This window comes from Spirosoma sp. KCTC 42546 (genome assembly GCF_006965485.1).
Classification (GTDB): Bacteria; Bacteroidota; Bacteroidia; order Cytophagales; family Spirosomataceae; genus Spirosoma.
The window spans coordinates 5879035-5892664 of record NZ_CP041360.1; the positions used below are offsets into that span (position 1 = coordinate 5879035).

The window sequence follows — 13630 nt, forward strand, 5'->3', positions numbered from 1 at the left end:
GGGCTAACTAGCGACAACCCGATGAATGAATAACCAGTTGGCCATTTTGCAATTCGTAGGTTGAGCCGGTAATGGCAGCAATCACATCAAGTCGGGCAAAGAGCGACGGATCATCCAGATGCGCGGTGAGTGTGCAGCCCGATAACGCATCGCGATCAAACTGAATGTCGATCCCGTACGCCTTTTCGAGGGCATCCAGCACCTGCGGTAAGGGCGTCCGTCGGAACGAAAAGGACTGCGTGGTGGCGGGTAATACCGTAGCTTCGGCTCGGCTGACCTCGCTTTTAACCAGACGGGCATCTTCCTTCGAAAACGTAGCCTGCTGATTGGGCAAGAGCACAACGGCCATTGGCTGAGACAGGCCAGCTTTCGATTGATCACTACCTTTCGGATTGGTCGACACGGCGACTTTCCCCGTTTTGACCACTACGTTTACCTTGCCGCCCGTTTCGGGGGCATTGATCAGGAAGCTGGTTCCCAACACCTCGGTCGTTACGTCGCCGGTAAACACCCGGAACGGCTTCGCTGGATTCCGGACAACTTCAAAGAAGGCTTTCCCCGTTAAGAATACATCCCGTTTAGCGCCAGCAAATTGCTTTGGAAAACGGATTCGGGCATTTTGTTGCAATACAACCAGGCTCCCATCGGCCAACCGAACCAACCGGGGAGCGGTTTTCAGATTAGCCACCTCGAGCAGCGCTGCGGGTGATGTTGCCGCTTGTTCTTTAGTCGCAACGACTGGCCCGCGTCGGTTTTGCTGCCAATAGCGCCAGCCAAACCAGCTCGTCAACAGCAACAGGGCAACGGAAGCCGCCACCCGAAGCGGTTGCCAGTACGACCAGTCCGACAGCGAACGAACCAGGCCACGGCGTTCATCCGGAACCGCCAACAAAATACGCTCGACAGCCTCACCGATTTGCTGATCGGGTAGTTCGGGCAGTTCACCTTTTGCGGTGAGCAGGAAAGTTCGGGCCAGCTCAACACTTTCCCGATCGTCGGGATACTGAGTCAGGTAATTTTCCCAATAAGCCACCTCAATCGGTGTGCTGGCAAATACCCAGCGCCGAAACGATTCATTCTCAATAAATTGCTGCGGTGTCAAGGCGCGTCGTCTGTTCTGCGCAAGCGGCTTCGATGCCACTTGTAAGACGAGGAGTGGCGAGGGTCAAAAAAGTAACCGTCGACTATGAAAATTCTTTTAAAAAATAAAACTTAAGTGGGCAGGCAAGGCGGAGATTCTAGTGACTCTTTGGATTCCTCTGTTCTCGCTTGGCTTCGCCGAGTGAGGGGTATATTTTTAACGGCCTCTGGCCGGTCAATGCAATTGCACTAAAACGGGCCAGAGGCCCTTGAACGAATAAACCTCACTCGGCGTAGCCAAGCGAGAACGGGGGATTCTTTTTGGTGTTGTTCTGGTGATGTCAGTTTCTTAAAACTGACATGTGAGGTTTCTCAAAACCTATCGAGTCAGATTGGCACTAATCGAGGTTTTAAGAAACCTCCCCGTTCCCCCGTTCTCACTCGGCGAAGCCAAGTGAGAACGGGGAATCGCTAGAATCTAATCCAACTCGATTCTGTAGATCACTCAATAAAAAAACGTAATGAAGAATAAAAAATGGGACAGATCCTGCCAGTGATCGCGGAGGTTGTGCAGGGCATGCTGTAGGTAGTTCGCCACGACCTGTCGATTTACGCCCATCGCCGTAGCAATCTCTTCATAGCTGAGATTTTCGTAGTATTTGAGGTAGATGGCTTCCCGTTGCCGCTTGGGTAAGCGTTCGAGTGCCTGTTTCAGATACGCCTGCTTGTTCTGTTCGTTTTCGGCCTGTACATAGAGCGATTCGGGGTCGCTTAGCCAATCGGTTAGTACCTCCGACTGATCGACATCATCATGCTGACTATCCTGTTTTACCTGACGGAGTATATTGTTGCGTAAGGCAACGAAGAGGTATCCTTTTATCGACTGTAAAACCTGAATCGACTGTCGTTTCTCCCAGACAGTCAGGAACAAATCCTGAATACAATCCTGAATACAGGCATGATTCGTCGTCAGTTTCGTACCATAATGAAATAAGGAGCGATAATACCGTTCTGCCAATGAACCCAACGCTTGTTTATCGCCCGCTTGTAGCTTAAGCCACAGTGTATCATCCGTTAAACTAATGTCAGTCGGTAAAGCAGACATAAATAGGTACCTCTCTTACTAATAGATCATAATATTACAATTAATTAACGGGAAAGTTTCAGACTACGCTATACAACTGCCGGAAAATCCGACGCATTGGTGGCGATCACAAAAACCAATTGGTTATACCCAACGTTACCCAGATGCGTATACGTACTCCCCACTCCGATGCCAGTTCTGATTAAGCCGACCCGTTTATTTTCTGATGAGTTATTGCAACACTACCGGCAACAGGGCGACGCACCCGCCGACGACGTCATTGCAGCTATCATTGCCGCAGATGGCCCCGCCGGACTACGGGCGTTGATGCGCTGGCTGGCCGATACAGCTGATTTTTCGCTGGTGGAACAACATCCCGCGGTTCAGGTATTTTTTAGCGAATACGCAAGTCTGCCCAGTTGGGCTAAACCAGATGCGATGCAGCGGGGCATGAACTTTTTCCAGAAAAACGCCCAACAGATTGGCCTCGTCTTGGGCTTCTTTTCACTCCCTTACTCCTACCTGGGCGCCCACGGAGCGCAGGTTTTGTGGTTAACCGAGCGCATTAAAAACGACACCGCCCGCCGATTGCAGGAAACCGGCGAATGGGTGTTTGCGGTCAACAATCCCAAAGAGTGGAAAACCGGCAACGCCATTGCCAGAATCCTGAAAATTCGCCTGATTCATGCCGGAGCCCGCTGGTTCTCGCTGCATTCGGGCCGATGGACGATGGACTGGGGCTATCCGGTTAATCAGGAAGATATGGCCGGAACGAATATTGCCTTCTCCTACATTGTGATACTCGGCCTTCGCAAGCTGGCTGGACGGTCTATGTTCAATGCGGCAACGGAACAGGAAGAAGAAGATTACCTCCACCATATCAGCGTAGTCAACTACCTGAATGGCGTTGTAGATGCGTTGCTTCCTCAAAACCTTCGGGAAGCGTTTATGCTTCATCAGGTCATTTCCCGGCGACAATTTGCCCCTTCCGAAGCAGGTGTAGGCCTTACCCGCTCGTTGCTGAATGCGATGGCCGACGTAGCAAATAACCCCCAGTTAACTAAACAAGAGTCAGCCAAAACCAAACGGAGCAACATCGGAACGGATAGTATGCGGAACCTCGCAGCCGGTGAAATGCGTTTCTTCCTAGGCGATGACTATGCCGACTGGCTTGGGATTCCAACCGTATCCGTTGAGAAACGCCTGATTGGGTTGCTAAATAAGCTCCCCATTTTCCCGAATAAAGTGTAAGAAGCCGTCTAAAAACCCCTAAATCCCCTGAAGGGGACTTTATCTAAGAGTGAGCAAAGTCCCCTTCAGGGGATTTAGGGGTTTTAGCCTGATTAGGAATTAATTTTCAGACAGTTTCTAATGTTTATAGTATAAGCTACAAACTACAAACTACAAACTTGTTTCAGTTAGAACCCATTGCCGCCCTTGCCACCGCGCCGGGCATTGGTGCCATTGCCGTTATCCGCGTATCGGGCGAGGGTGCCATTGAGATCACCAACCGTATTTTCCGGGGTAAAGACCTCACCCAACAGGCTAGCCATACTGCCCATTTCGGCACCTTGAGGAATCGACCTGACGCGTCGGGTACCGAAAGCATCATCGACGAAGTGCTGGTAACGGTTTTCCGGGCACCTAAGTCCTTCACCAAAGAAGATGTGGTCGAGATTTCGTGTCATGGGTCGGAGTTTATCAGTCAGCAGATTCTGCGTCGGCTTACGCAGGAAGGGGCCCGACTGGCTAAACCAGGCGAGTTCACCCAGCGCGCTTTCCTGAACGGCCAGTTCGATCTGGTTCAGGCCGAAGCCGTAGCCGACCTCATTGCGTCGGACTCCGATGCCAGTCACCGGGCCGCCCTGAACCAGTTGCGGGGGGGATTCTCGAAGCGGTTGAAAGAACTGCGTCAGCAACTCATTGATTTTGTGGCTTTAGTAGAACTGGAACTGGATTTCGGCGAAGAAGACGTAGAGTTTGCCCACCGCGACCGGCTCCGGCAATTGATGCTCGATATCCGGCGGGTGCTCCATCCGCTGATCGACTCCTTCTCAACCGGAAACGCCATTAAAAACGGCGTACCTACGGTAATTGTCGGCAAACCCAATGCGGGCAAATCGACCCTACTGAATGCGCTGTTGAACGAAGAGAAAGCCATCGTTTCTGATATTCCCGGCACTACCCGGGATGTTATTGAAGACGAATTATTCATCAACGGCATCCGCTTCCGGCTGATCGACACAGCCGGTTTACGCCAGGCCACCGACAGGATCGAAGCTATCGGTATTGAGCGAACTCAACAGAAAATGCGCGATGCGGCTCTGGTCGTTTATTTGTTCGATGGCAAGAATATTGAACCTAATGAACTACAGCTAGCCGTTACGGAAGTACGCGAATCGGGTAAGCCTTACCTGCTCGTCGGAAATAAACTGGATGCGATTACGGATCAGAAACGCCTGGCCTTAGAAGATATACTGGGAGAAACGGTCGTCTGGATTTCGGCTGCGAAACAAACGCATTTAGAGGAACTGAAATCTGCCCTTTCGGCCCGTGTACTGACCGATGCCGCCGTCCAAACGGGCAGTGCCGTCGTGACCAACGCCCGCCACTACGAACACCTCACCGCCACCGATGAGGCCCTCGCCCGTGCCATTGCCGGGCTGGATTCGAACGTAACCCCCGATTGGTTAGCCATGGATCTACGCGTTGCATTACAACATCTGGGTGAGATAACCGGCGAAATTACAACAGACGATTTATTAGAGTCGATTTTTAGTAAGTTCTGTATTGGAAAGTAACCACACTGAACAACCTTTTTGCATCATACCACTAAACAGTACCTAAAGCCCTGAAAATGGGCTTTTTCTATGCCTAATACTACTGATTTAGTGAGTGATAGTGCTAGTTTGTTAAGTAAATATTTGTACCTTCGTTGTACCTCATTAGCGGGTTTCCTATAGAATCCCGTTTTTTAGGCGAGATAATGGCACAAACTGACACACTAGCACACATTGAGTCATTGAGTTAACACGGCCTGACATATGAGTTCAAACATACGCATCATCCGTATCTGTCAGCAATGCGGCAACGAGTTTGAAGCACGTAAGACAACGTCTAAAACGTGTAGCGATAACTGCGCCAAGAAAGCTTATAAAGCACGTCAGAGGTCAACAAATGTCCAGACGAGTGCTGAGCAGACGTTGCAGATAAAACTGAAACCTATCGAAGACATAAAGGCGCAGGAGTTTCTGACAGTTAATGAATCGGCAATGCTTATTCGTATCAGTCGGCGTAGTCTGTACCGGCTCAATGAACGGGGTGAACTACCCTTTGTCAAACTCAACCGCCGTACCGTTATCCGCCGTTCGGACATTGACCGTCTGTTTGATCGTCCAGCCGAGCTAATGGAGAAAAGCCGTCCGGAACCGGTTGCATTGGCAGACTGCTACACCATGAAGGAAATACGAGAGAAATACGATATATCTGAAAAAGCACTCTACGAGCTTATTCATCGGCATGAGATTCCTAAGCAGTATAGCAGTATCTATGCATATGTGCCTAAATACAGAATCGACCAGTTGCTATCTAATCCTTCAAACCTATCATGATTAAGGTCAAAGTACGAAAGAAGCCAATCAGTAACGGGCGAACCAGTCTGTATTTAGATTACTATCCGGCTATCCCCCACCCTGACACAGGTAAACCTACCCGGCGAGAATTCTTGGGCGTTTATCTTTTTAACCGGCCAAAAACGCCAGCCGATAAGGAACAGAATGCTGAATCGCTGGCACTAGCTGAAAACATCCGGGCTAAGCGGCAGATCGAGGTTCAAAGTGGAGCCTATGGGTTTCTATCCAAAAAGAACCTCAATATCTGCTTTGTGGCTTATTGTGAAGGGCTGGCAGCATCACGAACTGGCAGTAATAAAGACGGTTGGGATAGTGCCTTGAATTACCTACGCGATTTTACAGGCGGAACACTCAAACTATCCGACTTAACCCAGAAGAAATGCCGGGACTACCGAGCGTATTTAATGGAAGCTCCAAGCCAGCGAAACGGCGAACCATTAGCCATAAATTCAACGGTTGGGTATTTTAACAAATTTAAAGCGGCTTTGAAACAGGCGTTCAAGGACGGATTAATCAGCACCGATTTGAACGCTAAAGTGGAGAGCATCAAGCCTGAAGAAACCCGGCGCGAATACCTGACTTTAGCTGAATTACAAACCCTTGCCAAAACAGACTTACAGTCGATGCCTGTACTCAAACAAGCGGCATTGTTTTCGGCTCTGACTGGCTTACGTTACTCTGACATTGAAGCCCTGACCTGGGATCAGATCCGGTATGATCCTGCAAACGGTTATACAATTGATTTCCGACAGGAGAAAACAGATGGAGTCGAGTATATGCCCGTTTCCGAACTGGCTGTTTCGTTATTAGGCGAACGATTAGAAGCTAGTCATCCTGTATTACCTGGCTTATCTTATTCGGCTCATTGGAACAAGATCTTAAAACAGTGGGTGAAAGATGCTGGAATCACCAAGCCAATTACGTTTCACAGTTTTCGCCATACTTTCGCTACACTTCAATTATCACTTGGTACGGATATATATACCATATCGAAAATGCTTGGACACCGCGACCTAAAGACTACGCAGGTATATGCAAAAATTGTAGATCAGTCAAAACGGGATGCTGCCGACCGCATAAAGTTATGATGCATTTCAACAAGTTCTACGAAGAATTACGAACCATTGATTACGGATTATTATGCGTTGACCTTTACCATCTAGCTGAACTCCCCCTGATATCTAAACCTCCTCAAGCCGCAGAGTCTAATAAGTGGGCTAGTGGATATAAGGAGGGAAGTTTAGAAGATCAGAATTGGGCTATTGATAAACTAAGAGAAATTAGCCAACAGAGCCCTCACCAATTTCAATGGGGTTCATTGGAATTTGACAAATCGAATTTAGAAGAAGTAACCGAGGACTGGTGGAATGCGGTATGGATAAAGTATTTTGATATGAATTTTGATTTAGCATATTTCCACACTGCGTTTGACAATAAATGGATAGATAGGACACCAGGCCTAATGCAGATTGAAGAACCGATGTCTGATCTTTTACCCTTACAGTCGGACAAAATTCAAGTTTACTTAAATCGGCTCGTCAATTTGGCTAGTAAATTAGCTGATAGTTCATCGGCACTTTGGTCTAATTTAAGAGAAATTCCCTACTTCCCAGGAGAACCCCTTTGGATATCACTCCGTCATTTCGAGCTATTCCATCGTTATATATCGAAGAATTTTAACACAATTAACTATCCACCTTTCGGCAAAATAAACAAATTGTATTTTGGCCGAGATTTTCTGGATAGGTACGATATACTGATATTCAGAAAGGTTGAATTGATTTACTTTTTCATTTCAGAAATAAATACACTAACGGGCGTTTTACCAAGGATTGAAAATAGTGCAAAGGACAGTTCAGAGGAAAAGACTGACAATAAATTTAATGATATGCCTCTATCAGAGGTCAAACAGTGGTTTATGCAGTTGGCAACGAGGACAAATAAGGATGGTCAACACTTTTTGACAGAAGACCAGGTTTGGCAATTTATCAACCGGGCTTTTTTGAAAAATAAGCCTGATTCCAAAAAATTAAAGGTAAATTATGGGCGAGACGGCAAATGGAATTTTGTCAGATTATTCTTTGACTACTATTGGCATTGCACTACTACTAGAAGAGATAATTTGAATCCATTAGACGAAAGACCCAACATACGTAACGAGTACATAAAACTACTTACGGATAATTTTGAGGGTTTCAATTTTGATGAAGTGAAGAAAAATTTCAGTAAGAAAATTGGGCCAGCATGGATAATATAACCTAACTCTTACTTCATTTCTTACTTACGTTACTTCATTTCTTACTTGACTTACTTGCCCAAAATATCATACTCAATAAACCAGTAATGTTGTTCAACGCTTCAAAAACGCGTGTTGAGCAATATGCAAAGTACTCCTATTACCTTCGATCAACTTCCCACAGCGGTCTATGAGTTAGGACGCAAAGTTGACGACTTGACTGGCTTATTGAAAGCAATGACCAGCCAGCAAATCCCTTCCCCTGACCGCTGGTTCGCTATTGAGGAACTTAGTGAGTATTTACCGGGGCGCCCAGCCGTAACAACTCTGTACGGAAAAGTTCAACGGCGAGAAATTCCATTTTCACGAAATGGTAAACGATTAGTATTTCGGCAATCCGAAATTGATGCTTGGCTACAAAAGGATCGCGTCAAAACAGCTACTGAACTAGATTCATTGGCAGAGCAACACTTACTCAAAAAATCTTCTTCGCACAAACTCAACAAGCAGGATCAGAAAGGAGGGCAGCTATTATGACCCTCTTCGATATAGCCTCTACTATCCGGAAGTTCGGCGGTGAAGTCTGGTTTGTTCAACATGGCCCATCCGGGATTATCCTTCGTTCTTCACTTGCAGGTCGACAACTGCGCATCGGCGTTCCACGACCTGGAGATACACCTGCTCCTTTTCCTGAGGAGAAGAATTCAGAACTGCTAACACCCAAAGATTTATCAGTCCTGACGCAATGGCTCACCGGATTCATTCAGTCACAAAAAAAAGGGTAGCCCCTCGACCGGCTACCCTCTCTTAATCATGCGTTTATGCTACTCAAAGATACAACAGTTCTGGAAAATCAGGAGCAAATTTTTGAATTGTTTCCATGCATCAAAGCTCCTCAGTCAGAGGGAGGTGTAATGCTAAGTCAGCTTCTACAGCGTATAGATAAGGGCGAGTACAAGGAGAAACACATTGCTTATAGGCTAACGCCTGATGACCAAAAGCTAGCTTACAGAAATAATTCTCTACCCTGCTTTAGGGTGGGCGGGCTTAACAGCCCTCAAGCAAAGATATCATTGACCCTTCAACATTATAATAAAGTAATAGCGTTCAAGTTGACAGGTATCATTGGAGAGCCTCTGGAAAGTTTGCATCATGACAAGCACACGTTTGCACTGATTCATACCCTCTCTATAAATGAGTTTGTATTATTGGTTCTAACGGGTATAAACGATCCTAGCGATCAGGCTCAAAGAGATCAATATGCAATGAAACTCACCTTATATCTACAAGAATACCACGGTTTATTGCCCGAAGCGATTAAACCGTTAAGTCCATCATCCTTTTGCTGGCCAGGCGAGAAGCAACACTTTATGAACCCTGCAGCACAGCCCTGGTTTATAGATGGCACTCCGGTGCAGACTGATAAAGCATTTAGCCAGACGGCTACACTCCGAGATAAAATCGATCGATTGCTGATTCAACAGGTGGAGACTGAAATGGAACACCTGAGTGAACAGAAACTGGAATTCGTCCCGACTATTCAAGGACAACAAGTCGGTCCCTTTCCCATTGAAGCATTTCCGGATCTCTTTCAACCAATTATCCAGCAGACTAGCTTACATATGAATTTTAGACCTGACTGGATAGGATCAGCTATTCTGTATGCAGCGAGTGTGGCTGTTGGTAACTGCTACGCGACTCGTTATAAGGATTACTCCCAAAAAGCGCTGCTGTATTTGGCTATTGTTGGCATGCCTGGAACAAATAAAAGTGGTCCCCTCGAGTATGCAATTAAGCCGTTACGGCATGTCGATAAAATTGCTTATCGTAAATATATCCAGCAGAAAGCCGAAAAATTAGCGGCTAATCTACCTTCTCCTATTTACCAGACGACTTTAGTTTCCGACGTAACACAGGAGTTTTTAGTACAAACAATGGAGAATAACCCTATAGGGCTGGGTCTGTTAATGGATGAGCTAGCCGGTTGGTTTAAAAACTTTACGCGCTATAATAAAGGGAGTGAAGAACAATTTTGGCTATCCGTTTGGTCTTTTTCACCTGTTAAATCTGGGCGAAAAGCGTCAGGAGTTCAGCATATAGATAACCCTTATTTATCGGTGGCCGGAACTATTCAGCCTGGCGTATTAAGCGAATTAGCCAAAGATGGACGTAGTCAGAATGGATTTATTGACCGAATCTTATTTGCCTACCCTGATGATCAGCAGAAAAACAAAGACTCGGATACGGAGCTGGATCCTTCTATTACCAAAGAGTATTATAGATTGATTGATAAGCTTTTAACGCTCCGACAGGGCGCTGTCATTGATGAATATGGATCAGTCGAAACCAATTGGATACCTTTTGCCCCTGATGCTTTTGATCGAATGCGCCAATGGCGTGACGATAACACGGACCGATCCAACCAGACTCCAACTCAAGCCCTTAAAGGAATCTACGCTAAATTCGATGCGTATTGTATTCGATTTGCTTTGCTGATCGAATTAATGAAATGGGCCTGTGATCAATCTGATCTGACCCGAATCCGTCTTGACAGCGTTGAACGCGCTATTGTATTGGCTGATTACTTTCGGCAAAACGCGGAGAAAGTTTATAATGAGCTTCGCCAACAGTCTCCTATTGGTCCATTATCTCCTGATCGACAACGCTTATTCAACGCCCTTTCCAATCAGATTACAACGGCGGAGGCCATCGATATCGGGAAGGATCTTACTCCACCTGTCTCCGAGTCGACTGTGAAACGGCTTCTTTCCGAGGACAAATTTTTTAAACAAGTCAAACATGGCGTCTATTCTAAATTGGCTTTCTGACACATTGACATTTTGACATTTTAGATGTGCCCTGTTTACTGTTCTCTCCTTAAGTAGAACCTGAAGGTGTAGAGGATGATCATTCGTATAAGTCAAAATACATTCAAATAGGATTGATATTCTGACACCTTGACATTTTGGGAAGGCTCAACAGTGAAAGAAGCCAATTTGTAAAGTATCAAAATATCAAAAGTTCATAGGTATAATTTTTATGAGCGATTTATCAGATCAACTAGAAATTGAATTTGGTGCCGAAATTTTATCTGAGTTAACAGGGTGCCGCCTTACGCGGAACCAACAGAATGTACGGTTATTCGATCAAACCAGGCACACGGCCGAGTGCTATTACAGAGCTGATGAAAAAGGGAAACCTTACATTCAGGATCATGCCATAAATAAGCGCTACTATCCTGTTACAGCTTACTGCCAGTTTCATGAGATTGAATTCCTAACAGCCATAGATGAATTGTCTCGGAAATACGGCCTGGCTAGTTCATATTCTACAAAAAAAGACCTGAAGCTACCCATTCGATCTAGGCCAAATCAACAACGTCTAGTTACTGAAATACCGATTGATTATCTATCCATGGAGATATATCGGCGCAGTCAAAGTCATTTTGAGCGAAATGGATTCTATCAGTACTTAAGCCGCTTTTTTAATAAGCCAACTGCCGATTTACTCTTTGCTGAGTACCAGTTAGGAACTTCCCGTCGGTGGACATTTGAAAATACCCTTGCAACCTGTCTGCCTCAAATCGATCACATTGGGAACCTACGGCAAGTGAAAGTAATCCCTTTTCACCCCATGACAGGTCACCGGGCCCAAGATCATCAGAATGCTCGTCGATTAAACACGAATACAGGTCAATACGAGACAGATATGAATGGGAAGGTCTGGTTCGCTGGTAAGACCCTAGCGGGTAATTATACAATCAATTTGAAACAGTGTTTTTTTGGAGAGCATTTACTAGCTCTGTATCCTGACAAACCTGCTGCCTTGGTTGAGGGGGAATCTACGGCTATGGTATGCTCGATCTATTTACCTAACCGCATCTGGTTAGCAACGGGTGGGAGTAATGGGTGTAGGTGGTACGATCCAGAAGTATTTGACGTGTTTAAAAAGCGCAAAGTCATATTATATCCCGATACGGGAAAGTATGAAGACTGGTGCAATCGAGCTTCTCTTTTGCAGCGGTTGGGCTATAAATTAGAAGTTAGTTCGTTCGTTCAGAAAAAGACGCCAGCTGGAGTTACTAATGCTGATTTACGCGATTTATTCACCGGACCACGTTGGCTCCAGAAGGAAAACAACATTATCTTCGGAGAAAAACTAAAAGTCGATCCATGCGACATTTATCCACCTAGTTGGGATTAGTAGTCAGCATTGATTCCGCTGCTAAAAGTGATTCATCTAGCCTAAAGCAGGCCATCAAATACCTTTACCATGTCCAATGCACGTATATACATAACCGTATGTGCATGGTTGCTAGAGCCTAAAGGAAAAATTCAGCTATAATTCTTGGAATGAATAAGAAATCAGAACGGGAGGTAGATGCCAATGCGGTATTTATATCACCTCAACGGTTGCAGGCGTAGTCTTGTCGGTTCTACTTCTAAATTTTACTAAGTGAACTTTTGACACGTTGACATTTTCAAGATGACCTTAATTATAGGAACTCTTGACATTTTGACACTTTAGGCAATTCCTAGTATTTACCGATCCAGACGAAAATGTCAAAATATCAACGGTCAATTCACTCTAAATTAAAAATTCGTAAAACGGTCCCTGCCTGATATGAACACGCAAAACGGAATAAGATAAGCGATACGTACGACTATCGATTAAAAGCATTAGAGTATAGTTTGGGATTTTAAATTATCACCGGGCTACATCAATCTATTGCCAAGGCTCATCCAGTCATATTTTAGGGTGAACTTTTGACACGATGACACTTTTAAACATCCTTATCATCCTAAAATCAACATTATCTGAATGAACTCTTGACACGTTGACATTTTTGGATTCCTTAGTCAACCCCAGCCCCAATAGAACACTAATGACATTTTGATATTTTGACATTTTTGCCCAGTATCAATGCTCAATAGATTTTTCCTAAAGTGTCAAAAGGTCAAAATATCAATAGATTAAATTTTATCCTCTCTTGAAAGCCAGATCTTAATACCCATTTGGAAGCATGAAGAAATATTAGTAGACCCGAGCGATGAATAGGACTACTGCTTTAAAGAGGCCGGGGGTAACCATGCGTTTAGAAGTACCCCCCGCTCCAAATAGATTTCCGGCCGAATGGGTCCCATATCATCGCGTTAATACGAGACATTTTGAGATTTTGACATTTCACGCTTCTCAACTGGTAAACCGGCCTAGCTTATCTGTATTGATATGGGCTTAGCGACCCCTGGATTTAGCCAAAAGACCGATCGGGTTCGATAAGCCATCAGCTTAAAATGGACGAGCTCACGGATGCCTTTTCCAATATAGCTACTATCCGTCATGAACTTTGACGCCATTTTGACTGGGGATAACTCCACCGAACCGTCGGCTTCCAAATGGGCTAGCGCGTAGAACAGCACACGTAACGAGATAGGTCGTAAGGTGACCATTATCAGATTGAGCTTATAGTCTTCAGGCTGAAAAAATGTTCCTTGCACCAGATCATCGTGCCGAGGATAGGGATTAACTTTTTGATAACTCATGGTCAGAAATTTAAATGAAGGGAATCGTTTACGAATAGGTAAAAGAAGATAAAAC

12 protein-coding genes are annotated in these 13630 nt (G+C 45.4%); 9 read left to right on the top strand and 3 right to left on the bottom strand.

Features of this window, described 5'->3' with window-relative positions; all coding sequences use genetic code 11:
• Nucleotides 1-7: 7 nt before the first annotated feature.
• Both EXU85_RS24275 and EXU85_RS24280 read right to left on the bottom strand, forming a co-directional pair.
• Complete coding sequence (locus EXU85_RS24275; RefSeq protein WP_142774565.1) at nucleotides 8-1141, bottom strand: FecR domain-containing protein; 1134 nt, start codon at nucleotides 1139-1141, stop codon at nucleotides 8-10.
• Between the two features lie 444 nt (nucleotides 1142-1585).
• Nucleotides 1586-2185, bottom strand: coding sequence for an RNA polymerase sigma factor (locus EXU85_RS24280; protein WP_142774566.1), 600 nt, complete (start codon nucleotides 2183-2185; stop codon nucleotides 1586-1588).
• Nucleotides 2186-2353: 168 nt separating this feature from the next.
• Here EXU85_RS24280 and EXU85_RS24285 point away from each other — a divergent pair, with 168 nt between their 5' ends.
• The 9 genes from EXU85_RS24285 (at nucleotide 2354) to EXU85_RS24325 (ending at nucleotide 12235) form a co-directional block, all read left to right on the top strand.
• Entirely contained in the window at nucleotides 2354-3415 is a 1062-nt protein-coding gene (locus tag EXU85_RS24285) for an oxygenase MpaB family protein (RefSeq protein ID WP_142774567.1), read from the top strand.
• A gap of 158 nt (nucleotides 3416-3573) precedes the next feature.
• Nucleotides 3574-4965, top strand: a complete 1392-nt coding sequence (mnmE, locus tag EXU85_RS24290) for a tRNA uridine-5-carboxymethylaminomethyl(34) synthesis GTPase MnmE (RefSeq protein ID WP_142774568.1) — start codon at nucleotides 3574-3576, stop codon at nucleotides 4963-4965.
• Nucleotides 4966-5208: 243 nt separating this feature from the next.
• Nucleotides 5209-5775: a helix-turn-helix domain-containing protein gene (locus EXU85_RS24295; protein ID WP_142774569.1), complete on the top strand. Its 567-nt coding sequence runs from the start codon at nucleotides 5209-5211 to the stop codon at nucleotides 5773-5775.
• On the top strand, nucleotides 5772-6884 hold the full coding sequence (locus EXU85_RS24300; protein WP_142774570.1) for a site-specific integrase: 1113 nt from the start codon (nucleotides 5772-5774) through the stop codon (nucleotides 6882-6884). The genes EXU85_RS24295 and EXU85_RS24300 overlap by 4 nt, the downstream gene beginning before the upstream one ends.
• The gene (locus tag EXU85_RS24305) at nucleotides 6881-8053 is read left to right on the top strand and encodes a hypothetical protein (RefSeq protein WP_142774571.1); all 1173 of its coding nucleotides are present in this window, start codon (nucleotides 6881-6883) and stop codon (nucleotides 8051-8053) included. The genes EXU85_RS24300 and EXU85_RS24305 overlap by 4 nt, the downstream gene beginning before the upstream one ends.
• A gap of 123 nt (nucleotides 8054-8176) precedes the next feature.
• Nucleotides 8177-8569 (top strand): helix-turn-helix domain-containing protein, encoded by a 393-nt coding sequence (locus EXU85_RS24310; RefSeq protein WP_142774572.1) that lies wholly within the window; start codon nucleotides 8177-8179, stop codon nucleotides 8567-8569.
• Nucleotides 8566-8817, top strand: a complete 252-nt coding sequence (locus EXU85_RS24315) for a hypothetical protein (RefSeq protein ID WP_142774573.1) — start codon at nucleotides 8566-8568, stop codon at nucleotides 8815-8817. Before EXU85_RS24310 ends, EXU85_RS24315 begins: the two co-directional genes overlap by 4 nt.
• Before the next feature lie 36 nt (nucleotides 8818-8853).
• Nucleotides 8854-10860, top strand: coding sequence for a DUF3987 domain-containing protein (locus tag EXU85_RS24320; protein ID WP_142774574.1), 2007 nt, complete (start codon nucleotides 8854-8856; stop codon nucleotides 10858-10860).
• 211 nt (nucleotides 10861-11071) lie between these two features.
• Nucleotides 11072-12235, top strand: coding sequence for a DUF6371 domain-containing protein (locus EXU85_RS24325; protein ID WP_142774575.1), 1164 nt, complete (start codon nucleotides 11072-11074; stop codon nucleotides 12233-12235).
• Between the two features lie 1007 nt (nucleotides 12236-13242).
• On the opposite strand, the gene EXU85_RS24330 is transcribed toward EXU85_RS24325, so the two are convergent.
• Nucleotides 13243-13575: a hypothetical protein gene (locus EXU85_RS24330; protein WP_142774576.1), complete on the bottom strand. Its 333-nt coding sequence runs from the start codon at nucleotides 13573-13575 to the stop codon at nucleotides 13243-13245.
• Nucleotides 13576-13630: the final 55 nt, after the last annotated feature.